This window comes from Streptomyces puniciscabiei (genome assembly GCF_006715785.1).
Classification (GTDB): Bacteria; Actinomycetota; Actinomycetes; order Streptomycetales; family Streptomycetaceae; genus Streptomyces; species Streptomyces puniciscabiei.
Genome location: NZ_VFNX01000001.1, coordinates 6210213 through 6232522, shown reverse-complemented (window position 1 = coordinate 6232522; position 22310 = coordinate 6210213). Strand labels below are relative to the sequence as shown.

Annotated in this window: 20 protein-coding genes and 1 pseudogene; 10 read left to right on the top strand and 11 right to left on the bottom strand. The window is 72.8% G+C overall.

Annotated elements, in window-relative coordinates; all coding sequences use genetic code 11:
• Nucleotides 1-113: 113 nt before the first annotated feature.
• Nucleotides 114-1313 carry a trans-sulfuration enzyme family protein gene (locus FB563_RS28880; protein ID WP_055705627.1) on the bottom strand — a complete coding sequence of 400 codons (1200 nt, stop codon included), beginning with the start codon at nt 1311-1313 and terminating at the stop codon, nt 114-116.
• Nucleotides 1314-1373: 60 nt separating this feature from the next.
• On the opposite strand from FB563_RS28880, the gene FB563_RS28875 reads away from it, so the two are divergent.
• Both FB563_RS28875 and FB563_RS28870 read left to right on the top strand, forming a co-directional pair.
• Entirely contained in the window at nt 1374-1859 is a 486-nt protein-coding gene (locus tag FB563_RS28875; protein ID WP_055705616.1) for an Lrp/AsnC family transcriptional regulator, read from the top strand.
• Between the two features lie 52 nt (nt 1860-1911).
• A complete protein-coding gene (locus tag FB563_RS28870; protein WP_055705615.1) occupies nt 1912-3603 on the top strand; it encodes a DUF885 domain-containing protein in 1692 nt (563 codons plus the stop codon).
• Between the two features lie 10 nt (nt 3604-3613).
• Here the strand turns inward: FB563_RS28870 and FB563_RS28865 are convergent, their stop codons facing one another.
• Nucleotides 3614-4456, bottom strand: a complete 843-nt coding sequence (locus FB563_RS28865) for an SDR family oxidoreductase (protein ID WP_055705614.1) — start codon at nt 4454-4456, stop codon at nt 3614-3616.
• 186 nt (nt 4457-4642) lie between these two features.
• On the opposite strand from FB563_RS28865, the gene FB563_RS28860 reads away from it, so the two are divergent.
• The 4 genes from FB563_RS28860 (at nt 4643) to FB563_RS28845 (ending at nt 8362) form a co-directional block, all read left to right on the top strand.
• A complete protein-coding gene (locus FB563_RS28860; protein ID WP_055709671.1) occupies nt 4643-5320 on the top strand; it encodes a hypothetical protein in 678 nt (225 codons plus the stop codon).
• Nucleotides 5321-5489: 169 nt separating this feature from the next.
• Nucleotides 5490-5720 (top strand): ferredoxin, encoded by a 231-nt coding sequence (locus FB563_RS28855; protein WP_055709670.1) that lies wholly within the window; start codon nt 5490-5492, stop codon nt 5718-5720.
• Nucleotides 5710-7101 carry an NAD(P)/FAD-dependent oxidoreductase gene (locus FB563_RS28850; protein WP_142218985.1) on the top strand — a complete coding sequence of 464 codons (1392 nt, stop codon included), beginning with the start codon at nt 5710-5712 and terminating at the stop codon, nt 7099-7101. Before FB563_RS28855 ends, FB563_RS28850 begins: the two co-directional genes overlap by 11 nt.
• Before the next feature lie 34 nt (nt 7102-7135).
• Nucleotides 7136-8362, top strand: a complete 1227-nt coding sequence (locus FB563_RS28845) for a cytochrome P450 (RefSeq protein WP_142218984.1) — start codon at nt 7136-7138, stop codon at nt 8360-8362.
• Nucleotides 8363-8380: 18 nt separating this feature from the next.
• On the opposite strand, the gene FB563_RS28840 is transcribed toward FB563_RS28845, so the two are convergent.
• Together FB563_RS28840 and FB563_RS28835 are read right to left on the bottom strand one after the other, a co-directional pair.
• The gene (locus FB563_RS28840) at nt 8381-8896 is read right to left on the bottom strand and encodes an immunity 21 family protein (RefSeq protein ID WP_055708702.1); all 516 of its coding nucleotides are present in this window, start codon (nt 8894-8896) and stop codon (nt 8381-8383) included.
• A gap of 26 nt (nt 8897-8922) precedes the next feature.
• On the bottom strand, nt 8923-9399 hold the full coding sequence (locus FB563_RS28835) for a rhodanese-like domain-containing protein (RefSeq protein WP_055708703.1): 477 nt from the start codon (nt 9397-9399) through the stop codon (nt 8923-8925).
• 93 nt (nt 9400-9492) lie between these two features.
• Between FB563_RS28835 and FB563_RS28830 the strand changes: the two genes are divergently transcribed.
• The gene (locus FB563_RS28830) at nt 9493-9939 is read left to right on the top strand and encodes an Lrp/AsnC family transcriptional regulator (protein ID WP_055708704.1); all 447 of its coding nucleotides are present in this window, start codon (nt 9493-9495) and stop codon (nt 9937-9939) included.
• 965 nt (nt 9940-10904) lie between these two features.
• Here the strand turns inward: FB563_RS28830 and FB563_RS28820 are convergent.
• The 5 genes from FB563_RS28820 to FB563_RS44195 all read right to left on the bottom strand — a co-directional run bounded on the left by FB563_RS28820 (nt 10905) and on the right by FB563_RS44195 (nt 17381).
• Entirely contained in the window at nt 10905-13895 is a 2991-nt protein-coding gene (locus tag FB563_RS28820; protein ID WP_055708705.1) for an AAA family ATPase, read from the bottom strand.
• The gene (locus FB563_RS28815) at nt 13892-15055 is read right to left on the bottom strand and encodes an exonuclease SbcCD subunit D (protein ID WP_055708706.1); all 1164 of its coding nucleotides are present in this window, start codon (nt 15053-15055) and stop codon (nt 13892-13894) included. The genes FB563_RS28820 and FB563_RS28815 overlap by 4 nt, the downstream gene beginning before the upstream one ends.
• Before the next feature lie 108 nt (nt 15056-15163).
• Nucleotides 15164-15790 (bottom strand): YigZ family protein, encoded by a 627-nt coding sequence (locus FB563_RS28810; RefSeq protein WP_055708707.1) that lies wholly within the window; start codon nt 15788-15790, stop codon nt 15164-15166.
• A gap of 50 nt (nt 15791-15840) precedes the next feature.
• Entirely contained in the window at nt 15841-16383 is a 543-nt protein-coding gene (locus FB563_RS28805) for a SixA phosphatase family protein (RefSeq protein ID WP_055708708.1), read from the bottom strand.
• A complete protein-coding gene (locus FB563_RS44195) occupies nt 16380-17381 on the bottom strand; it encodes a hypothetical protein (RefSeq protein WP_234357904.1) in 1002 nt (333 codons plus the stop codon). Before FB563_RS44195 ends, FB563_RS28805 begins: the two co-directional genes overlap by 4 nt.
• A gap of 145 nt (nt 17382-17526) precedes the next feature.
• On the opposite strand from FB563_RS44195, the gene FB563_RS28790 reads away from it, so the two are divergent.
• From FB563_RS28790 to FB563_RS28780, 3 genes are all read left to right on the top strand, one after another.
• Nucleotides 17527-17934, top strand: coding sequence for a CoA-binding protein (locus FB563_RS28790; RefSeq protein WP_055708709.1), 408 nt, complete (start codon nt 17527-17529; stop codon nt 17932-17934).
• Nucleotides 17935-18148: 214 nt separating this feature from the next.
• A complete protein-coding gene (locus tag FB563_RS28785) occupies nt 18149-19789 on the top strand; it encodes an APC family permease (protein ID WP_055708710.1) in 1641 nt (546 codons plus the stop codon).
• 66 nt (nt 19790-19855) lie between these two features.
• The gene (locus FB563_RS28780; RefSeq protein WP_079048983.1) at nt 19856-21094 is read left to right on the top strand and encodes a 4-hydroxybenzoate 3-monooxygenase; all 1239 of its coding nucleotides are present in this window, start codon (nt 19856-19858) and stop codon (nt 21092-21094) included.
• Between the two features lie 31 nt (nt 21095-21125).
• Here the strand turns inward: FB563_RS28780 and FB563_RS28775 are convergent.
• Nucleotides 21126-21680: pseudogene (locus tag FB563_RS28775) on the bottom strand (YbaK/EbsC family protein).
• A gap of 32 nt (nt 21681-21712) precedes the next feature.
• Nucleotides 21713-22285 carry an XRE family transcriptional regulator gene (locus tag FB563_RS28770; RefSeq protein ID WP_055708712.1) on the bottom strand — a complete coding sequence of 191 codons (573 nt, stop codon included), beginning with the start codon at nt 22283-22285 and terminating at the stop codon, nt 21713-21715.
• Between the last annotated feature and the right edge of the window lie 25 nt (nt 22286-22310).

The following is a 22310-nucleotide window of genomic DNA, read 5'->3' as shown; positions in this document are numbered from 1 at the left end:
CCCGGCGCCGTCCGCCGGGCCGCTCTCCCTTCGCACCGGCCGCCCCTCGAATCCCCCGCGAACGCGGTGGCCGACGGTGCCGACCCGGCGCCACCAGGGCAGACCGCGACCGCTCAGCGCACCGCTTCCCGCAGCGGCACCGGCATCCGGGTGGGCTCCCCCAGCGCCTGATCCAGGTCCCCCCACAGATCGTCCACGTCCTCCAGTCCGACGGACAACCGCAGCAACCGATCACTCACCCCCGCCCCGCGCCGGTCGTCCGCGTCGACGATGCGGTGGCTGATGGAGGCGGGGTGCTGGATGAGCGTGTCGACGCTGCCGAGGCTCACCGCCGGGGTGACGAGCCGGACCCGGGAGATGACCTCGTGCGGATCGCCGTGCACCTCGAAGGCGATCATCGCGCCGCCGATGCGCGGATAGTGGACACGGGCCACCCGCGGATCGGCGGCGAGCCGGCGGGCCAGTTCGGCGGCGTTCGCGGAGGCGGCCCGCACCCGCACCGGGAGCGTGGACAGTCCCCTCAGCAGCAGATAGCCCGCCAGCGGATGCAGCACGCCACCGGTGGCGAACCGTATCTGCCGTAGCCGGCCCGCGAACTCCTCGTCGCAGGCGACCACACCGGCCAGCACATCGCCATGGCCGCCGAGGTACTTGGTGGCGCTGTGCAGCACCAGGCGCGCACCGTGCTCGGCCGGGCGCTGGAGCACGGGCGTGGCGAAGGTGTTGTCGGCGAGCAGCGGGACCGAACCGCAGGCGTGCGCGACGGCCCGCAGATCGAGTTCGGCGAGGGTGGGGTTGGCCGGGGACTCGACCATCACCAGGCCGGTGTCCGGGCGCAGCGCGTCGGTGATGCCGGCCGGGTCCGTCCAGGTGACCTCGGTGCCGAGCAGCCCGGCGGTGAGCAGGTGGTCGCTGCAGCCGTACAGGGGCCGTACCGCGACCACGTGCCGCAGGCCCATGGCGGCGCGGGCCAGCAGGACCGCGCTGAGCGCCGCCATCCCGCTGGCGAAGGCGACCGCGGACTCGGTGCCCTCCAGTCGGGCCAGGGCGGTTTCGAAGCGGGCGACGGTCGGGTTGCCGAGACGGCCGTAGACGGGGGGTCCGACCGGGTCGGCGCCGTCGGTGGCGAAGGCGTCGATGCGGGCGGCCTCACCGCGGCTGTCGTACGAGGGGTAGGTGGTCGACAGGTCGATCGGCGGGGCGTGCAGGCCCTGGCGGGCGAGGTCGTCGCGGCCGGCGTGCACGGCTTCCGTGGCCAGGGCTCTCGATGCGGTGCGTACGCCGTCGTAGGCACCGGTGCTCGCTGTGTCCATGGGCGGAAGGGTGAACAGCGAACGGTTCACCGGAATCGAACACCGTGCTACGTTCGGCCAATGGCCGAATCTGTCGTACTGGATCCGGTGGATCTCCATCTGCTGCGGCTGCTGCAGAACGACGCCCGGACCACCTACCGCGACCTCGCAGCTCAGGTGGGCGTGGCACCGTCGACCTGCCTGGACCGGGTGACCCGGCTGCGCCGCTCCGGCGTGATCCTCGGCCACCGGCTGGAGCTGGATCCGGCCAAGATCGGCCGCGGACTCCAGGCGCTGCTGTCCGTGCAGGTACGGCCGCACCGCCGGGAGCTGGTCGGCCCGTTCGTGGAGCGGATCCGGGCGCTGCCGGAGGCGCGGACGGTGTTCCATCTGACCGGGCCGGACGACTATCTGGTGCATGTGGCCGTCGCGGACATGGCCGATCTGCAACGGCTGGTGCTCGACGAGTTCACCGCGCGGCGCGAGGTGGCCCGGGTGGAGACCCGCTTGATCTTCCAGCAGTGGGAGTGCGGGCCGCTGCTCCCGCCCGGCCACGCCCAGAGCTGAATCGCGTGAAACGCGGGTGACGCGCTGATCCTTCTCGTACGAGGATGGGCGCATGTCTGAGACCAAGAGCCCGCTGCCCCGCCAGGTGGCAGACGCGTACGTGGACGATCTCATCGCACTCGACCCGGTCACCGGTACCTACCTCGGTGTGAGGGAGAGTTCGAGCCGGCTGCCCGACTACTCGCCCGCAGGCCAGGAGGCCCTCGCGGAGCTGGCGCGGACCACGCTCGCGAAGCTGGACGAGGCGGAGCGGCAGCCGGGGGCGGACAGTGACGTGGAGCGGCGCTGCGGGCGGCTGCTGCGGGAACGGCTGACCGCCGAACTCGCCATCCACGACACGGACGAGCATCTGCGCCGGATCGGCAACATGGACACGCCCGGTCACTCGGTGCGCGACATCTTCACGGTCACGCCGGCGCAGACCGACGAGGACTGGGCGGCGATCGCCGAGCGGCTGCGCGCGGTGCCGGACGCGCTCGCGGGCTACCGTGAGTCTCTTCAACTCGGCCTGGACCGCAAGCTGTTCGGGGCGCCGCGGCCGACGGCGACGTACATCGATCAGCTCACCGAGTGGATAGACACGGACGGCACGGGCCGCGGCTGGTACGAGGACTTCGCCGCCGCCGGTCCCGAGGCGCTGCGCGCGGAGCTGGACGAGGCGGCCCGCGCGGCGACCGGCGCCCTGGTCGAGCTGCGGGACTGGCTCCGGGACGTGTACGCGCCGTCGATCGAGGGCGCCCCGAACACGGTGGGCCGCGAACGGTACGCACGCTGGTCCCGCTACTTCAACGGCACCGACCTGGACCTGGACGAGGCGTACGCGTACGGCTGGTCGGAGTTCCACCGGATCCTCGGCGAGATGAGGCTGGAGGCGGAGAAGATCCTGCCCGGCGCCGAGACGCCCTGGGTGGCGCTCGCCCACCTCGACGAACACGGCCGGCACATCGAGGGCGTGGAGGAGGTGCGGGAGTGGCTGCAGGGCCTGATGGACAAGGCCATCGAGGACCTGGACGGCACGCACTTCGAACTCGCCGAGCGGGTGCGGGAGGTGGAGTCGCGGATCGCCCCTCCCGGCGGTGCGGCGGCCCCCTACTACACGGCTCCGTCCGAGGACTTCTCCCGCCCCGGCCGCACCTGGCTGCCCACCATGGGACAGACCCGTTTCCCGGTGTACGACCTCGTCTCGACCTGGTACCACGAGGGCGTGCCCGGGCATCACCTCCAGCTCGCGCAGTGGGCGCACGTGGCCGAGAACCTCTCCCGCTACCAGGCGACGATCGGCGGGGTGAGCGCCAACGCCGAGGGCTGGGCGCTGTACGCGGAGCGGCTGATGGACGAGCTGGGCTACCTCACCAATGCCGAGGAGCGGCTCGGCTACCTGGACGCGCAGATGATGCGGGCGGCCCGGGTGATCGTGGACATCGGCATGCACCTGGAGCTGGAGATCCCCGCCGACTCGCCGTTCCACCCCGGTGAGCGGTGGACGCCGGAGCTGGCGCAGGAGTTCTTCGGTGCGCACAGCAGCCGTCCGGCGGACTTCGTGGAGAGCGAGCTGACCCGGTACCTGACGATTCCGGGGCAGGCGATCGGCTACAAGCTCGGTGAGCGGGCGTGGCTGCTGGGCCGCGAGAAGGCGCGCGAGCGGCACGGCGACGCGTTCGACCTGAAGGCCTGGCACATGGCGGCGCTGTCGCAGGGTTCGCTGGGCCTGGACGACCTGGTGGACGAGCTGTCCCGGCTCTGACGGCCCGGCCTCAACGACGGAAGCCCCCTTCCGAGTTGATGACCTCCCCCGTGATCCAGCCCGCCTCGTCGGTGGCCAGCCACGCGATGAGGCGGGCCGGGTCGTCGGGCAGGCCCCAGCGTCCGCCGGGGAAGCGAGCGGCGACGGATGCGTGGACGTCGCCGCCTGCGTAACCGGTGTCCACCGGGCCGGGGTTGACCGCGTTCACCGTGATGCCCCGCCCGGCGAGCGAGCCGGCCAGGGAGCGGGTGATCGAAGCGAGGGCGCCCTTCTGGAGGGCGTAGGCGATCTCGTCCGGCATGCCGCCGCCGAGGTCCTGTCCGGAGGTCATCAGCACCACCCGGCCGCCGGGAGCACCGTCGCCCAGCCGCGCACGCGAGCGGGCGTAGGCCTGGACGAGAAGCAGGACCGAGCGGGTGTCGACCGCCCAGTGCGCGTCGAGCATCGCCGCGTCGATCTCGTCCAGGGTGCCGTCCGAGCCGCTGAGGGCGTGGTTGGCGACGAGGATGTCCAGACGCCCGAACTCCTGGACGACGGTGTCGACGAGCCGGGCCGGTTCCGCCGGGCCGGCGAGGTCACCCGGTCCGGCGACGACGCGGGCCCCGGGGGCGCCGAGCACCGCCCGCACGGACTCGGCCACGGCTTCGGGACGGTCCGCGCCCCACGGCATGGCGGCGTCGTGCGGCACATGATGGTGCAGATACACGCTCGCCCCGTACGCCGCCAACCGCCGCGCCACCGCATGCCCGATCCCGGCCCGCCGACTCGCCCCGGTCACCAGGGCGGTACGACCACGCAGGGGCAACGGGTCGCGCCGCAGTTCTTCCGGGGCGGGGACCTTGTTCGCAGACATGGCGGCCCACCTTAGGAGGCTGGGGGCACGGACGCGAGCGAATTGAGGGCGGGGGCCGGACACCGCAAAGCCGTGCCCGCTCCCCCATCACCGCACACCGCTCGGCCGTCCGGCCGTCCCCGGTGGCAGGGGTGGGCGGGTGGGGGCTAGCTGGTGCCGGAGGCGATGCGGAGGAGGCGGGGCGGTATGCCGCGGAAGAGGTCGGCGCAGCAGGCGCTTCGGACGCCGCGGGCCGCCGGCCTGGCCGGAGTCCTGTTCGCGCTGCTGCTGGGAGCGGCGATCGTCCTCGTCCGGCTGGGGGTGCCGCAGGGAGCCGGCGCGGTCACCGCCCAGGGATTCACGAAGTCCGCGCGGCGCGACGCGCTGCGGACGGCCCTCGCGCTCGTGCCGTTCGCCGGCATCTTCTTCCTGTGGTTCATGGGCGCGATCCGGGCGCACGTCGGTGCGGCCGAGGACCGGTTTCTGGCCACCGTGTTCCTGGGCAGCGGCCTGGTCTTCACGGCCACGATGTTCGGCGGCGCCGCGGCCGCCGGTGCCGTGCTCTCGGTCGGCCACCCGGCCGGCACGGCGCCGTCGGCCGCGTACTGGGACTTCGGCCGCCACTTCGCGTACACGATGATGGTGGGGTACGCGATGCGGATGGCGGCCGTCTTCGTGTCCGCCGTGTCGGCGATCGGCCACCGTCTCGGGGTCCTGCCCCGCCGGCTCACCGCCCTGGGCGCTCTCACCGCCCTGACGCTGCTGTTCGTCTCGAGCAACGTGCCGTGGTCGGAGCTGGTCTTCCCCGCCTGGTCGCTGGTGCTCGGCCTGTACATCCTCCTGGCCGGCGGTCGCCCGCGCCCACGTCCCGCGTCCCGGGCGTGACGGGTCGTCCGGGCGCGCCCGGACGTGGCCACCGCCCGGACGGATGGCCCGACGGGCGATCTCGCCGCACCGCACCCATGCTGGCAAACGGGACATGACCGCCGTCCGGGAATGCCGCGCGACACGGCCGGCGCGCACCGGACCTGGCCACCGGAAGGGCGGAGCGCCGATGCGGCTCGTCGTCGACCTCAACAAATGTCAGGGCTACGCCCAGTGCGCGTTCCTCGCGCCCGACGTCTTCGCCATGCACGGCGACGAGGCGTTGATCTACAACCCGCACGCCCCGGAGGAGCAGCGGGAACGGCTGGCCCGCGCCGTCGCCGCCTGCCCGGTGCAGGCGATCACCGCGGACGGGCTGGACGGCATGGGGGACGCGGGGGAGGCGTCCGATGCCCGCTGACTACGTCGACTGGCTCAGGCTCGAAGGCCGGATCGTGATCGTCGGTGCCTCGCTGGCGGGCCTGCGGGCCGCAGAGACGCTGCGCGCCGAGGGCTTCGCCGGCGAGCTGACCCTGATCGGCGACGAGCCGTACGAGCCGTACGACCGGCCGCCGCTGTCCAAGTCGGTCCTGCTGGGCAAGGCGTCCCCGCACCGCACCGAGCTGCCGCACCGGCGGGAGATCGACGCCAAATGGCGGCTCGGCGTCGCGGCCACCGGTCTGGATCTGACCGCCAGACGGGTCCGGCTGGCCGACGGCGACGAGGTGGAGTACGACCGGCTGCTGATCGCGACCGGCGTGCGCGCCCGGCCCTGGCCGAAGGAGGACGAGGCCCGGCTGGACGGCGTCTGCCTGCTGCGGACCCGGGACGACGCGGCCGATCTGTACCGGCGGCTGAAGGCGGGGCCGCGCCGGGTGTTCGTCATCGGCGCGGGCTTCGCCGGTTCGGAGGTCGCGTCGGCCTGCCGGGAGATGGGGCTGCCCGTCACCGTGGCGGAACGCGCCGGGGCGCCGCTCGTGGGCGCCCTCGGCGGGGTGATCGGCGCGGTCGCCGCCGACCTGCAGACCGAGAACGGGGTGGACCTGCGCACCGGGATCACGGTGACCGCCCTGGAGGGCGACTCGGTCGGCCGGGTGCGGACCGTGCATCTGTCCGACGGGAGTGTCGTCGAGGCGGACGTGGTGGTGGTGTCGCTGGGTTCGCTGCGCAATACCGACTGGCTGACCGGGTCGGGGCTGGGGGCCGGGCCCCGGGGTGTCGCCTGTGACGCGGGCTGCCGGGCCTTCGACTTCCGGGGCATCGTCACCGACGACGTCTTCGTGGCGGGTGACGTCGCACGCTCGCCGCACGCGCTGTTCGGTTACCAGTTCCTGTCGCTGGAGCACTGGGGCAACGCCGTCGCGCAGGCGGAGACGGCTGCGCACAACATGGTCTGCCACGGCGCCGAGCGGCGCCCGCACCTGTGGATGCCCGCCTTCTGGTCGTCGATGTTCGGTGTGAACATCAAGTCGGTCGGTGTGCCGCCCATGGGCGAGCAGCTCATGATCACGCAGGGTTCGCTGGCCGAACGCCGCTTCGTCGGCGTCTACGGCTACCAGGGCCGCGTCATCGCCGCGGTGACCTTCGACAACACCCGGTGGCTGGAGTTCTACGCACGGCAGATCGAACGGGGAGCGCCGTTCCCGGTGGAGTACCCGACGGTGGACCGGCGTCCCGAGGGACGCCAGCCGGTGGACGCCGACTTCCCCGACCCGTCCCTGCCCACCCACGGCCCCATGGTCACCCTCAGTGGCTACTCACCGGCCGACCAGCAGCTGCTCTTCCACCCCGCCCGCCACTGACCGCCGTCCGGGCCCGACGCTTCAAGGACCTGCCATGCCGCACGCCTCGATGTTGCGCCAGATCACCGACTTCGCGAACCGCGCCAACCCGTATCCGGTCTACGAGGAACTCCGCAAGACCCCGGTGCTCCACGAGGAGGACGGCCCCTACGTCATCAGCTCGTACTACGACATCGAGGCGCTGCTGCACGACCCGCGGATCAGCTCCGACGCGGCCAACCTGATCGCCGCCGGGGACGACGAGCTGTCCGGGCCGGAGGCGACGGGGCTACCCCCCAGCATGCTCCGGCTCGACCCGCCGGAGCACGACCGGTTGCGCAGGATCGCCAACAGCTCCTTCGGGCCACCGCACCGGCCGCACCGGATCGAGAACATGCGGGGCGAACTGGGTGAGATCGTCACCGGACTGATCGACGGCTTCGGGGACGCGCGGCAGATCGACCTGGTCGACCAGTTCGCCTACCCCTTCCCGGTGACGGTGATCTGCCGGCTGCTCGGGGTGCCGCGCGAGGACGAGCCCCGCTTCCGGTCCTTGGTCGACCCGATCGTGGCCGGCCTCGACCCCGACGCCCGCACGAGCGCCGAGTCCGAGCGGGCCGCGCAGGAGTCACGGCTGCAGCTCGGCATGTACCTGAACGGGCTGGTGGAACAGCGCGCCAAAGAACCCCGCGACGACCTGCTGTCCGACCTCGTGAACAGCAGCGGTCCGGACGGCGCGATGACGACGATGGAGATCCTCAGCACGGCGGTGCTGCTGCTCATCGCCGGTCATGAGACGACCGTCAACCTCATCACGAACGGCATGCTCACGCTGCTGCGCCACCCGGAGGTCCTGCAGCGGCTGCGCAGCGATCCCGGCCTGTCGGTCAGGATCGTGGAGGAACTGCTGCGCTACGAGCCGCCGGTCCAGCTCCTGCCGCAACGCACCTGCATCACCGACATCGAGGTGCGCGGCATCACCATTCCCAAGGGCTCGCGGATCTGGCTGGTGCTCGCCGCGGGCAACCGGGACCCGGAGCGGTTCACGGACCCCGACCGCTTCGACCCGGACCGCCAGGACATCCAGCACCTCGGCTTCGGGAGCGGCATCCACATCTGCTTCGGGGCGCCGCTGGCCCGTCTCGAGGCTCAGATCGCCCTGTCCGAGCTGGCCCGGCGGCTGGAGAATCCCCGTCTGGTCGAGGACCCGCCGCCGTACCGGCAGAACGCGGTACTGCGCGGCCCCAGGCACCTCAACATCGCGTTCGACAGCCTCGGTTGACCGTCGCCGGCGGTCCGGTCAGTGGCCGAGGCGGCGGAGTTGCACCAGGCCGAGCCAGGTCTCCGGACCGGGCTGGACGTAGGCTGCGCGCACCGCGTACGTGCCCGCCTGGAGCGGCACCCTGAGGTGCTCGTTGCGCCCGGCCGCCCGCCCCGGCCAGGCGGAGTCGAACAGCAGCACCGGGCCGGGTACCCGCCAGTGCACCTCGCTCCCCCACACCGCCGCGTCCAGGGCGAGGGGGACACCGGCGAGGAGCTCCGCCTCGGAGTTCGCGGCGGACCACCGTACGAAGGTGGCGTTGTCCGGCAGGTACGAGGTGGCGGCGGGTTCGTCGCCGAACACCAGGGCCGCGCTGTCACCGACGGGCAGCAGGCCGATGTGACCGTCGACCTCGCACGCCCGGTCGTAGTCCGTGTCCAGCTCCTCGCTGTCGGCGCCCGCCCAGAACGGCAGCACCGTCTCCGGGACGGCTATCAGCGGGCCGCCGCCCGATTCCACCCACTCCAGCGCGCCTGTGTCCGCGTATCGAGCCATGGGCAGAGAACCTACACGGGTGTCGATCAACAGCCGCACTCGCCTTGGACGGGGGCGGTCAGCGGGTCGGCGTCGCGCTGTTCGCTTCCCTGCCAGGTCTCGTAGGCGAAGCCCTCGCGCGCCCAGTACTCGAAGCCGCCGAGCATCTCCTTGACCTGGTAGCCGAGTTCGGCGAGGGCGAGGGCGGCGCGGGTGGCGCCGTTGCAGCCCGGGCCCCAGCAGTACGTCACCACCGGCACGGACCTGTCCAGGAGTTGCTCGGCCTGCTCGGGGATGAGCGCGGTGGGCAGGTGGACGGCGCCGGGGATGTGTCCCTGGTCCCAGGACTCGGTCGAGCGGGAGTCCACGACGACGAAGCCGGGGTCGCCGCCGGCCGCGAGCGCGGCGGCCACGTCGGAGACGTCGGCGTGGAAGGCCAGGCTCGCCCGGAAGTAGGCCGCCGCCTCGGCGGGAGCGGTGGGGGCGACCCGCAGGACGGGGTTCTCGGAGGTCTTGGTGATCATGACTGGAAATCTACGATCCGGAGCCCGCCCCATGAAGGGGGAATCCACGGCTCCCCCTTGTCCACGCCGGGATTTCCCTGCTATCCATCCGGGGTGACCGCGCATTCCCCGGACGCCACCGACTGGCGCATTCTCGAAGTCCTCCAACGGGAGGGGCGCGCCAGCTACGCCGAGTTGGCGCGGGCCGTCTCCATGTCGCCGAGTGCCGTCACCGAACGGGTCCGCCGGCTGGAGGAGGCGGGCGTGATCCAGGGGTACGCGGCGGTCGTGGACCCCGAGCGGCTCGGACTGCCGATCCTGGCGTTCGTACGGCTGCGCTATCCCAACGGCAACTACAAGCCGTTCCACGACCTGGTGGCCGCGACGCCCGAGATCCTGGAGGCGCACCATGTGACCGGCGACGACTGCTTCGTCATCAAGGTCGCCACCCGGTCCATGGCACACCTGGAGGAGGTCTCCGGGAAGATCGGCGCGCTCGGCTCGGTGACCACCAGCGTGGTGTACTCCTCGCCGCTGCCCCGGCGCGCACTGGGCCACTGACCCGGTCAGCCACCCCGCTGCCGCAACGCGTAGTCCTTCTTCGTCGTGGACTGGGGTGATACCAGGTCAAGGGGTGCGTTGGCGGCGGTCGGTCCAGCACAGGCCTGCTGCCTCGCCGCGGCGCGGTGCCCGGGCCCGAAGAGCCCGCGGTTCTCGGCAGCGGTGGCTGCCGGCGATCCCGTGCGTGCTCTTACTGCCCTCGCTACTGGTTCGGGGCCAAAGATCCTCATGGGCTTCGGCATCGCCGCCCTGGCCTGGATCGCCTACCAACTCACCGTCTTGCTTCGCACCTGGCAAACGGCTTCAGCCCAGCTCACAGCGGAACTGCTGGTGATCCACCGCTTCCGTCTCGGAACTGCACTGGGCTCCGCCACCACCGGCGCCACACTGCCTGACGCCCGTGCCGCGCGAGGCCAACCCGCGCGCACCCGCGGGCGCCCCAGGTGGACCACATCACGGCCATCGCGAAAGATGGCGCGGACACACGGGACCCACGTGACGATCTCCCATCGGTACTGCAAAGCGGACCCATGGGGTTTGGGGCGGAGGTGTTCGCCGGCACAGGCAGCGGCACGGCTGGCGCGGGCGGTGCTGGAGTACGAGGCCCGGCACGCCCCCGACTTGAGTCCGGGGTGACCGGCTAGTCGCCGCGTCTGGCTCCTCATGGTCCTAGTGCTCGTCACCGCCGTCGCGACCGCATCGCCTGGCCGCAAGCCGTCGGCGGAGCTCGATGCGTGCGATCCCCCAGACATCGCGAACTCGAAGCGGTCGTCAATCAAATCCTCCGCCATTCGCTACCTGCGGCTGCGGGCACGCCCCAGGCCCGACTCGCGTGACGCCTGGTCCCGGGGGCAGGCGGGGGACAGAATGCCAAGGACGATCAAGGAAGGAGACGGAAAGGCAGGTAACAAATCCGTCCATACTGGCGGCAATGCGTCGGCCGCCAGGTGCCGGTTCGCGAGCCGTCAGACGCCCCGCTGCCGCAGCACCGACCCCGTTCTGCCCTTGACCACCTCCAGCTGGGCATGGATGCGCCGCCGCAGGTCGGGGACGTGGCTGACGATGCCCACGCTGCGGTCCCGCTCCCGCAGGGAGTCGAGGACGTCGAGGACCTCGTCCAGGGTCTGGTCGTCGAGGCTGCCGAAGCCCTCGTCGATGAACAACGTGTCGAGCCGGACGCCGCCGGCCTCGGCGGTGACGACGTCCGCGAGGCCGAGGGCGAGGGCGAGCGAGGCGAAGAAGGTCTCGCCGCCGGACAGCGTGGCGGTGTCGCGTTCGCGCCCGGTCCAGGCGTCGACCACGTGCAGTCCCAGCCCGCTGCGGCCGCGCCCGGTGCGGTCGTCGGAGTGGACGAGGGTGTAGCGGCCCGAGGACATGCGCTGCAGACGCGCGGTCGCGGCGGCGGCGACCTGCTCCAGACGGGCCGCGAGCACATACGACTCCAGGCGCATCTTGCGTTCGTTGTCGGCGGAGGTGCCGGCGGTGAGGGCGGCGAGGCGGGCGACCCGGTCGTACTCCTCACGGAGCGGGGCGAGCCGGCGTACGGCCTCGGTGGCGCGCGCGGAGAGGCGGTCCAGTTCGGCGCTGCAGCGGGCCGCCGCGTCGCGCGCGGACGCCGCCTCGCGCAGCCGGTGTTCGGCCGCGGCGGCCGCGCGTTCGGCCGTGGCCGGGTCGGCGGGCGGGCGCTGGGCGGCGGCCACGGTGTCGGCCTCCGCCAGCACCGCGCGTACGGCGGCCTCCTCCGTCTGCCAGGCGTCCAGACGGTGCTGCAGCTCGCGGTGGGCGGCGGGGTCCAGCAGGGCGGCGACCGCGGCCAGCGGGGTGTCGAAACCGGCCCGGTAGGCGGCGTCGGCCAGGCGGGCGTCGGCGTCCTTCAGTCGCTGGGCGGCGTCCTCGGCGGCGCGTACGGCGTCGGCGGCGTCGGTGAGCAGCGCCACCTGCCGCTCCAGCTGCGCGGCACGGGCGGCCACGCTGCCGGATCCGCCGCGAGCCTTGGTCAACTCGGCTTCCAGCTGGGACTGTTCGCGCTCCAGGGTCTCGCGTCGGGTGAGCCGGGAGGCGGCCCGTACGGCGGCCTGCTGACGGTCGGCCAGGCGCCGCTCGCGCTCGTGCTCGGCGCGCCGCAGCTCCTCGTGGGCGGCGTGCAGCGCGGAGGCGTCGCGGCGGGCGCGAGCGTACTCCTGCTCCAACTCGGTTATGTCTTCTTCGAGTTGGCCGGTGGGCGTGTCGCCGGCCTCGGCGGTGGCGGCGGCCAGGGCCTCGCGAACCAGTCCGAGCCGCCGCTCGTCCTCGGCGTGCCGGGCCTCGGCCTGCTGCCAGGCCTGGTGCGCCCGCTCCTCGGTCTCGCGGTCGACGTGTCCGGCGACCTTGCGGGCCGGCGCCGGGTGTTCGGTGGCCCCGCAGACGGCGCAGGGTTCGCCATCGGTGAGGTGGGCGGCCAGTTCGGCGGCGATGCCGTTCAGGCGCTGTTCCTTGAGGTCGAGCCAGTGGGCGCGGGCGTCCAGGGCGCGCTGGTCGGAGGCGTGTGCCCGGTGCTGTGCGTCCTCCAGGTCGGCGGCCAGCTGGTCCCGGGTGCGGGCCGCGTCGAGGCGGCCACGCATCGGTTCCCGCTGCACGGCGAGCTGTTCGGCGCGGGTGGCGGCCTCCTGGGCGGAGTCGACGCGGGACTGCAGCGCCGCGCGGGTGGCGGCCCAGTCGGCGAGCCAGGCCTCGGCCTCGCGGAGCACGTCCTCGTCGGCGCGCTCCTGGCGGTCGAGTCCGGACCGCTCCTCGGCCAGCTCGGCGAGCCGCCGCTCGGCGCGCCGGGCCGCGTCCAGGCCGCCCAGCTCCTCGGCGGCCCGGCGGGCGGCGGCGGCGAGCCCGCCCGCGCCCGCGTCGGCGTGGGAGTCGGGGAGCAGGCCGCGCGCGCGTGCCTCGGACGCGGCGGCTCTGCGGTGCTCCTCCTCGGCGGCCTCGCGCAGCTCCAGCGCGGGCGCGACCGCCTCCGCCTTGCGGGACCGCTCCATGCGCCGCTGGGCCTCCTGGTGGGCGCCCGCCCGTGCCTGGAGCCGCTCGGCGCGCTGCCGGGCCTCGGCGAACCGCCTCTGCAGACGGGCTAGTTCACGTACGTCGTCCAGGGCGCGCCGGGTGGCGGCGTGGGCGGACTCGGCGGCGGTGAGGCGGCAGTGGGCGACGGTGAGGCGTTCACGGGCGGTGGCGCGCGCGACGGCGGCGGCCCCGAGCACGGCGTCGGCCAGCCCCGGTTCGCCGGGGGCGAGCTCGGGCAGCTCCATGGCGTCGCCGGCCTCCTGCTGCATGCGGTGGGCGTCGGCGAGCAGCGCCGCGTCGCCCTCACGCACGCGTGCCTCGGTGGCGCGGCGACGCTCGGCGAGGCGCTTTTCGACGTCGGCGAAGCGCTGGGTGTCGAAGAGCCGGCCCAGCAGCCGGCCGCGGGCCTCGGCGTCGGCGCGCAGGAAGCGCGCGAAGTCGCCCTGGGGCAGCAGCACGACCTGGCAGAACTGCTCGCGGCTCATGCCGAGCAGCTGGGTGATCTCCTCGCCGATCTCCTGGTGGGAACGGCTGCGGTCCTTCCAGACGCCGGCCGCGCCGTCGTACTCCCGCAGCCAGGTCTGGGCCTTGTCGACGGTCGTGCCGGTGCCGCGCAGTTTGGGCCGCTCCCAGGGCGGCTGCCGGGTGATCTCGAGGCGGCGCCCGGCGACGGTGAGGTCGAGGCGGACCTCGGTGCGCAGGGGCGGCTCGGCGTGGTCGCTGCGCAGGTTCATGCCCTGGCCGCTCTGCCGGGCGCCGGGGACGGAGCCGTACAGGGCGTAGCAGACGGCGTCCAGGACGGAGGTCTTGCCGGCGCCGGTGGGGCCGTGCAGCAGGAACAGTCCGGCGGCGGACAGGGCGTCGAAGTCGACGCTCTGGGAGCCGCCGAACGGCCCGAAGGCGGTGATGTCGAGGCGGTGCAGCCTCACCGGGCCACCTCCCGTACGGCGGCGTCGGCGCGCACGGCGTCGAAGGCCTCGCCCAGGACGGCCGCCTCCCGTTCGTCGGGCCCGGCGCCGCGTACGTGGGCGACGAAGTCCTGGGCGATCTGCTGGTCGCTGCGGCCCGCGAGGCGCCGGGCGTACGAGACCTGGGGGTCGTCCGGGGCGCGCTCGGGGGCGAAGGCGAGGCTGAGGGTGTGCGGGAAGCGCTCGGTGAGCCGGGCCATGGGATCGGCGGGGCGGACCGCGTCGGTGAGGGTGGCCTCGACCCAGGCCTCCTCGTGACGGGCCAGCGCCGGGTCGGCGAGGAGGCCGTCCAGGGTGCCCCTGATACGGGCCAGCGGGCGCGGCACCGGGCAGTCGACGCGCTCGGCGGTGACGGAGCCGTCGCCGTCGAGGTCGACCAGCCACATGCTCTTGCGGTGGCCGGCCTCCGAGAAGGAGTAGGCGAGCGGGGAGCCCGGGTAGCGCACGCGCTCGGTGATGGTCTGGCAGCCGTGCAGATGGCCGAGCGCCACATAGTCGACGCCGTCGAAGACCCCGGCCGGTACGGCGGCGACCCCGCCGACGGTGATGTCCCGCTCGCTGTCGCTGGCCTGGCCGCCGGTGACGAAGGCGTGGGCGAGGACGACCGAGCGGGTGCCCGGCGCGCGGGTGGCGAGGTCGGCGCGGACGCGGTCCATCGCGGCGGACAGTACGGCCTCGTGGCCGGCCTTCTCCACCGCGAACTCGTCCTTCACCAGGGCGGGTTCGAGATAGGGCAGCCCGTAGAACGCGACGTCCCCGTGCGCATCGCTCAGCACGACCGGGGTGCCGACGGCCGACGGCTCGGTGCGCAGGTGGATGCCGGCGCGGTCGATGAGCCCGGCGCCGACGCCGAGGCGGCGGGCCGAGTCGTGGTTGCCGGAGATCATCACCGTGGGCACGCCGAGGTCCGCGAGGCGGTGCAGGGCGTCGTCGAACAGCTCGACCGCGGCGAGCGGGGGCACCGCGCGGTCGTACACATCGCCCGACACGACCACCGCGTCCACCTCGCGCTCGCGCGCGGTGGTGACGAGGTGACCGATGAACCCGGCCTGGGCCCCGAGCATGTTCACCCGGTGGAAGGCCCGGCCGAGATGCCAGTCGGACGTGTGCAGGAGTCTCATGATCCCCGAGACTAACGGCCGGGTCTGACATCACGGGCGCTTACTCCCGTATCGACCCGAGCTCAGCCGGTCAACTTTGCCGATATATGCCCGATTTGTTAAAGATTGTCAGGCATCTCCGTAGGCCTCGCCGCCGAGTTCGAACACCGCCGTGCCCGCCGTCGCATCGGCCAGCCAGGCACGGAACGCGTCCACGTCGGCGTCCGGCAGACCGATCTCGATGGTGACCGCCTCGCCGTAGCGGACGTCCCGCACCTCGCGTCCGATGGCGCGCAGGTCGTTCTGGACCTTGCCGGCGCGCTGGTGGTCGACGGTCACCGTGGCCAGCCGGAAGCGGCGCCGGGTGAGGGTGCCGAGGGCGTCGAGGGCCTCGCCGACCGCGCCGCCGTAGGCCCGGATGAGTCCGCCGGCGCCGAGCTTGACGCCGCCGTAGTAGCGGGTGACGACCGCGACGACGTAGCGCATCTCACGGCGCAGCAGCATCTGCAGCATGGGGACACCGGCGGTGCCGCCCGGCTCACCGTCGTCGCTGGCCTTCTGCACGGAGGCGTCCGCTCCGATGACATACGCCCAGCAGTTGTGGGTGGCGTCGGCGTGCTCCTTGCGCACGGAGGCGACGAAGTCCTGCGCCTCCTCTTCGGTGGCGGCCGGGGCGAGGGCGCACAGGAAGCGGGAGCGGTTGACCTCGGTCTCGTGCACGCCCGCGTGGGCGACTGTGCGGTACTCGTCCTGCATCCCGTCAGCCTATGCGGTGCCCGGGAGTGCCGGCTCACGCGCGCATGGGGCTACTTCTTCCTCCCGCGTGCCACGACCAGCGAGGTCAGGAGGGCCGCGCCGGGGCCGAGGGCCGGCCAGCCGGTGCCGCGCCAGGCGAGGACGGCGATCGCGGACGTGGGGAACTTCGTCCGCACCCGCTCCAGCGTGTCGTCGAGACCGTCCCGCGCCAGCTCCAGGACCAGCTCCTCGAGACCGGGATTGTGCCCGACCAGCAGCAGCGTCTCGACCTCGGGCGGCGTCTCGCGGATCACGTCCAGCAGCTCCTGCACTCCGGCCCCGTACAGGCGCCGGTCGTAGCGCACCGGCGGCGGAGTGCCCCACTCGGCGGAGGCCAGCTCCCAGGTGCGGCGGGCGCGTACGGCCGTGGAGCACAGGGCGAGGTCGGGCAGGCAGTCGGCCTCGGCGAGGGCGCGCCCGGCGGCCGGGGCGTCGCGGAGGCCGCGCGGTGCGAGCGGCCTGCGGTGGTCCTCGACGCCCTCGGGCCAGGCGGACTTGGCGTGCCGCAGCACCACCAGCCGGCGCAGCGGGCCCGTGCCCGCCCGCGCGATCACGCGGGGCTCCCCAGGTCGCGGGCGAGGTCGAGGGCCAGCAGACGGTCGGCGTAGACGTACGTCTCGAAGCGGGCGCCGTCGGGGAGATCCGGGGCGCTCTCCACGGCCCGCAGCACCTCCAGCACTCCGGGCAGGTCCAGGTCGTCCTCCCACGCGGAGCGCAACCGCGCCCGCACCTCGTCGGGCACGGGCCGCGAGGGCTGCCGCGCCCACCCGGCCACGGCCCGCCGCCACCCGGCCAGCCGCCCGGCGGCCTCCTCCAGCACGGCGGAGTCCAGCCGAACCGGCTCACCGCGCGGCACGGACAGCACGGCCAGCCGAAGCGCGCAGGGGTCAGCGAGAAGCACCGCGAGCGGAGGAGGAGCGGCGGGCCCGGGAGCGTGAGCGGGCGCAGGCTCGGAGACAGCGCCAGAAGCGGACTCGGGGCCGCCGGCAGGAGCCGACTCCGCAGCAGAGTCAGGCGCCGGCCCGGGGGCGGAGGCGGGCGCAGGCTCCGAGACCGCGCCAGAAGCCGGCTCCGCAGGAGGGCCGGGCGCGGGCTCGGGGGCAGGGGCGGGAGCTGGCTCCGAGACCGAGCCGGGAGCGCGGTCGCGGAGGGGCCGGACCGCGGACGGGCCGCCCGTCGCCTCCCCCGTCCACTCCACCGGTGCCACCCGGACCACCGGGCCCGCGCCGGAGGCGTCCGGGGTCTCGGCGGTCACGTGGATCACCTGGGCCTCCCCCAGGCCCGAGGGGAGGTCGCGGGCGTCCTCGAAGGGGCGGATGGACAGGGTGGTCGCGGCGGTGCGGAGTTCGGCGGGGCGGTGGGATGCGGCGAGGGCCGCCCAGACCGGTGTGCCGCCCAGTTCCAGGGCGCGGACCAGGAGGTCGGCGGTGAGGAGCACGCGCAGGGCCGTCGGGTCGGGGCCGGAGACATGGGCCTCGATGCGGGTCAGACCGCGGCGGGAGGGCGCGGCGGGGACGGGCTCGCCGGTTCGGGCGTCGAGGATGCGCAGCACGGGCTGAGCGTAGGCGGGCGGGCCGCCGTGCGCAGGCATCTTGTACCGATTCCGGCCGTGGTGGCGAGGTGGCGGGCCGGGAATCCGGACCCGTAGGGTGCTGTTGCCCAGGGAAACGGTTTCCCGCAGCCCCGAGGAGGCGGCCGTGTACGGCGACGAGGCGACGATCCGCAGGATCCTGACCGAGCTGGGCGACACCTGGGCGGTGGTCGGTCTGTCCAGCAACCGGAGCCGGGCCGCGTACGGGGTGGCGCAGGTGCTGCAGCGGTTCGGCAAGCGGATCGTGCCGGTGCATCCCAAGGCCGAGACCGTCCACGGAGAGCAGGGCTACGCCTCCCTCGCGGACATCCCCTTCGAGGTCGACGTGGTCGACGTCTTCGTCAACAGCGAGCTGGCCGGCGCCGTGGCCGACGAGGCCGTGGTCAAGGGTGCGCGGGCGGTCTGGTTCCAGCTCGGGGTTATGGACGAGGGGGCCTACGAGCGGACCCGGGCGGCGGGCGTCGACATGGTGATGGACCGCTGCCCGGCCATCGAAATTCCCCGTCTGGACTAGTGAATCTTTCCTTCTACTCACAATCCTCGGCTGAATATTGACATTCCGGCCCGGCATCTGACCTGTGACAAGTCAGTAACCGAGTGTGCGCCCAAGACAGCTAAGATCCCGGGTCAAAATTTGGTTAACACTCTTTTGCTCGCTCGGAAAGTCTCCCTAGCCTGTGGCCTCCTTGCTCGTTAATGCTGCGTATAGATCTGAGAGGCCCCTAGACATGGCGAACGTCGACCAGGCTGCGCCGGTAGCCACAAGCGACACCGGCGGCGGCCTGCGCCGCGATGTGGGACTCATCGGCCTGATGTGGGCTTCGGTGGGTTCCATCATCGGCTCCGGCTGGCTCTTCGGCGCCGAGAAGGCCGTCGTGGCGGCCGGCCCCGCCGCGATCATCTCGTGGGTGATCGGGACGGTGGCGATCGTGCTGCTCGCCCTCGTGCACGCCGAACTCGGCGGCATGTTCCCGGTGGCGGGTGGCACCGCCCGCTACCCGCACTACGCCTTCGGCGGCCTGGCCGGTATGTCCTTCGGCTGGTTCTCCTGGCTGCAAGCCGCGACCGTGGCCCCGATCGAGGTCGAGGCCATGATCGGCTACGCCAAGCACTGGCACTTTGCCGACGGGTTCCAGAACGCCAACGGCACCCTCACGGCCAGCGGCATCGCCGTCGCGGTGCTGCTCATGGCCGTGTTCGTCGCGGTCAACTTCCTCGGCGTGCGCGTCCTGGCACACACCAACAGCGCCGCCACCTGGTGGAAGATCGCGGTCCCGCTCGCGGCGATCTTCATCATCGCGATCGGCAACTTCCACCCGGGCAACTTCACCTCCGAGGGCTTCGCACCGAAGGGCGCCGCGGGCGTGCTCGGCGCGATCAGCTCCAGCGGCATCATCTTCGCCCTGCTCGGCTTCGAGCAGGCGATCCAGCTGGCCGGCGAGAGCCGCAACCCGAAGCGTGACCTGCCGCGCGCGACGCTCGGCTCGGTCGCGATCGGCGCCACGATCTACCTGCTGCTCCAGGTCGTGTTCATCGCCGCCCTGCCGCACGCCTCCTTCGCCAAGGGCTGGGCGAACCTGAACTACGCCGGCATCAGCGGCCCCTGGGCGGGTCTCGCCACGCTGTGCGGCCTGGGCTGGCTGGCCTGGGTCCTGTACGCCGACGCGATCATCTCCCCCGGCGGCACCGGCCTGATCTACACCACCGCCACCTCGCGCATCTCCTACGGCCTGGCCAAGAACGGCTACGCGCCGAAGGTCTTCGCCAAGACGGACAAGCGCGGTGTGCCGTGGTTCGGCCTCGCGGTCTCGTTCGTCACCGGTGTGATCTGCTTCCTGCCGTTCCCGAGCTGGCAGACGCTGGTCAGCTTCATCACCTCGGCGAGCGTGCTGATGTACGCGGGTGCTCCGCTGGCCTACGGCGTCTTCAAGGACCGCCTGCCGAACCACGAGCGTCCGTACAAGCTGCCCGCGGGCAACATCATCTCGCCGCTGTCCTTCGTGGTCGCCAACCTGATCATCTTCTGGTCCGGCTGGGACACCCTGTGGCGCCTGGGCTTCGCGATCCTCATCGGCTACGTGCTGCTCGGTTCGTACGCCGCCTACGCGATCAGCAAGAACCTGCCCAACGCGCCGCGGCTGGACTTCAAGGCCGCGCAGTGGCTGCTCCCCTACCTGGCGGGCATCGGCGTGATCTCCTACCTGAGCACCTTCGGCGGTAACGGTGACCTGCCGCTGTGGTGGGACATCCTGGTCGTCGCGGTGTTCTCGCTCGGCATCTACTACTGGGCCAAGGCGACCGCCTCCAAGCCCGAGCAGATCGAGCGCGACATCGAGGAGGTCGTGGTCACCGACGCCCCGGCGCACTGACCCCACTCCTGCCCCGGTGTCCCGTCGGCCGCGTCGCGGCTGACGGGACACCGTCATAATGCGGGGATGATCTCCCCTTCCCCCCACCCCACCTCCGCGCACCTAGACTCCGCGCCCGGGGAACGCCGTACGGTCGTCGTCGTGGGCGCCGGGCCGGCCGGGCTCACCGTCGGCGGCATCCTGCGGGCCGCCTCCGTCGACTGCGTCGTCCTGGAGACCGAGAGCAGGCAGTTCATCGAGACCCGGCCCAGGGCCGGGGTCATCGAGGAGTGGGCGGTGCGTGAACTCGCCCGGCGCGGACTGTCCGAACGGCTGCCGGAGCGGGCCGGGGCGCACAGCGCCTGCGAGTTCCGCTTCGACGGCGAGCGCTACCGTTTCCCGTACGCCGAGCTGACCGGCAGCCGTCACTACGTCTACCCGCAGCCGTTGCTGGTGACGGACCTCGTGCGGGAGTACGCCGACGTACGCGGCGGCGAGATCCGCTTCGGCGTCCGCGACGTCATGCTGCACGACCTGGACTCGGACCGGCCGGCGGTGTCGTACCGGTGCCCGGAGACGGGTGAACGGCGGCTGCTGCGCTGCGACTTCGTGGCGGGCTGCGACGGGGCGCGCGGCGTGACGCGGGACGCGATACCCGCGCGAGCCAGGCGGATCGCGCGGCAGGACGACGGCATCGGCTGGCTGTCGCTGCTGGCGGAGGTCCCGCCCTCCACGGACTGCGTCCTGTTCGGCATCCATCCGCGCGGTTTCGCCGGCCAGATGCCCCGCAGTCCGGAGCTGACCCGGTTCTACCTCCAGTGCCCGCCCGGCGACGACCCGGGGAACTGGCCGCACGACAGGGTCTGGACCGAGCTGCGCGAGCGGCTCGGCGCGGCCGGAGCGCCCCCGCTCACCGAGGGCCGGCTGGTCGAGAAGCGCGTGCTGGACATGCACCACTACGTCGTCGAACCCCTCGCCCACGGGCGGCTGTTCCTGGCCGGGGACGCCGGTCATCTGGTCGCGCCGATCGCCGCGAAGGGCATGAACCTCGCCCTCCACGACGCCTTCCTGCTCGGCGACGCGCTCGCGGCCTACGTCACCAAGGGCGACGTCAGCGGCCTGGACGGGTACTCGGCGGCCTGTCTGCGCCGGGTGTGGGACTACCAGGAGTTCTCGCAGTGGCTGTCGGACATCTATCACGGTGTCGCGTCCGGCGACCCGTTCCGCGCCGGCACCACCCTGGCCCGGCTGCGCCGGCTGTTCACCTCGCCGACCGCCGCGGCGGCGTTCGCCGAGCAGTACCTCGGCACCGCGACCGCCTACTGAATCCCCCGGCGGCGTCCGTCCCTCCCCGGCCTCAGGCGACCCCGAGACCCTCCAGCACCACGGCGCCCGGCAGGTCCGCGAGGGCCGTGCCGGGGACCAGCAGCTTGCCGCGCCGGCGTCCGCTGCCGACGAGGACGTAGGGCAGGTCGACCACGGCCGAGTCGATCAGCACCGGCCAGCCGGCGGGCAGTCCGACCGGGGTGATGCCGCCGTACTCCATGCCGGTCTCAGCGGTCGCCGTCTCCATCGAGGCGAACGACGCCTTGCGGGCGCCGAGCCGGCGGCGCACACGCCGTTGACGTCGACCCGGGCGGTGGAGAGGACCACGCATGCGGCCAGCGTGGTCTCGCTGCCCCGCTTGCCCGCGACGACCACGCAGTTCGCCGACCGCTCCAGCAGCTCGCGGCCGTAGTGCTCGACGAAGACGGCCGTGTCGGCCCAGCGCGGGTCCGTCTCGACGTAGAGGACGCGGTCGGCGGGGACCGCCCTGCCAGGCGCGTACGGCGTCGGCGACCGGGGCGGTCAGCTCCTGAAGGCAGTCCGGGACGGGAGTGGCGGTGTCGACGTCTCCGATGGGTGCGCGCATGGCCGCACGCCAACAGCCGCCCGGGGTACGGCTCAGCGCACGGGCGGCACCGAGACGGCCATCACCATCTCCATCGGTACGTCGCCCTCGTTGCCGTAGGTGTGCGAGGTGCTGGCCTCGAACGTGGCGCTCGCGCCGGTGGGCACCAGGTGCTTCACGCCGTCCACGGTGAGGGTCAGTTCACCGGCGGTGACATGGACGAGCTCCACCGTGCCCACCGGATGCGGCTCGGAGGGGCTCTGCTCGCCGGGCATCAGCCGCCAGTCCCACATCTCCAGCGGCCCGGGCGCCTCCGTGCCGGCGAGGAGGCGGTTGTAGCTGCCGGCCTCCGTGTGCCACAGCCGTACGGCCTGCTCGGCGGGGACGATGCGGACGGTGGGGCCCTGTTCGTAGTCGAGCAGGGTGGTGATGCTGATGCCGAGCGCGTCGCCGATCTTGACGACGGTGCCGATGCTGGGGTTCGTCCGGGCCTGCTCGATCTGGATGAGCATGCCGCGGCTGACGCCCGCGCGGGCGGCGAGCGCGTCCAGGGTGAAGCCGCGCTCGGTGCGCCAGCGCTTGACGTTGCGCGCCAGGGACTGGGTCAGCAGGTCGAGGTCCGACACATCACGTCCATCGATGAAGGTCCAA

Excerpts from the sequence above, each read along its gene's own strand:
- FB563_RS28880 (WP_055705627.1), bottom strand. The coding sequence starts at position 1,313 with ATGGACACAGCGAGCACCGGTGCCTACGACGGCGTACGCACCGCATCG.
- FB563_RS28875 (WP_055705616.1), top strand. The coding sequence starts at position 1,374 with ATGGCCGAATCTGTCGTACTGGATCCGGTGGATCTCCATCTGCTGCGG.
- FB563_RS28870 (WP_055705615.1), top strand. The coding sequence starts at position 1,912 with ATGTCTGAGACCAAGAGCCCGCTGCCCCGCCAGGTGGCAGACGCGTAC.
- FB563_RS28865 (WP_055705614.1), bottom strand. The coding sequence starts at position 4,456 with ATGTCTGCGAACAAGGTCCCCGCCCCGGAAGAACTGCGGCGCGACCCG.
- FB563_RS28860 (WP_055709671.1), top strand. The coding sequence starts at position 4,643 with ATGCCGCGGAAGAGGTCGGCGCAGCAGGCGCTTCGGACGCCGCGGGCC.
- FB563_RS28855 (WP_055709670.1), top strand. The coding sequence starts at position 5,490 with ATGCGGCTCGTCGTCGACCTCAACAAATGTCAGGGCTACGCCCAGTGC.
- FB563_RS28850 (WP_142218985.1), top strand. The coding sequence starts at position 5,710 with ATGCCCGCTGACTACGTCGACTGGCTCAGGCTCGAAGGCCGGATCGTG.
- FB563_RS28845 (WP_142218984.1), top strand. The coding sequence starts at position 7,136 with ATGCCGCACGCCTCGATGTTGCGCCAGATCACCGACTTCGCGAACCGC.
- FB563_RS28840 (WP_055708702.1), bottom strand. The coding sequence starts at position 8,896 with ATGGCTCGATACGCGGACACAGGCGCGCTGGAGTGGGTGGAATCGGGC.
- FB563_RS28835 (WP_055708703.1), bottom strand. The coding sequence starts at position 9,399 with ATGATCACCAAGACCTCCGAGAACCCCGTCCTGCGGGTCGCCCCCACC.
- FB563_RS28815 (WP_055708706.1), bottom strand. The coding sequence starts at position 15,055 with ATGAGACTCCTGCACACGTCCGACTGGCATCTCGGCCGGGCCTTCCAC.
- FB563_RS28810 (WP_055708707.1), bottom strand. The coding sequence starts at position 15,790 with ATGCAGGACGAGTACCGCACAGTCGCCCACGCGGGCGTGCACGAGACC.
- FB563_RS28785 (WP_055708710.1), top strand. The coding sequence starts at position 18,149 with ATGGCGAACGTCGACCAGGCTGCGCCGGTAGCCACAAGCGACACCGGC.
- FB563_RS28780 (WP_079048983.1), top strand. The coding sequence starts at position 19,856 with ATGATCTCCCCTTCCCCCCACCCCACCTCCGCGCACCTAGACTCCGCG.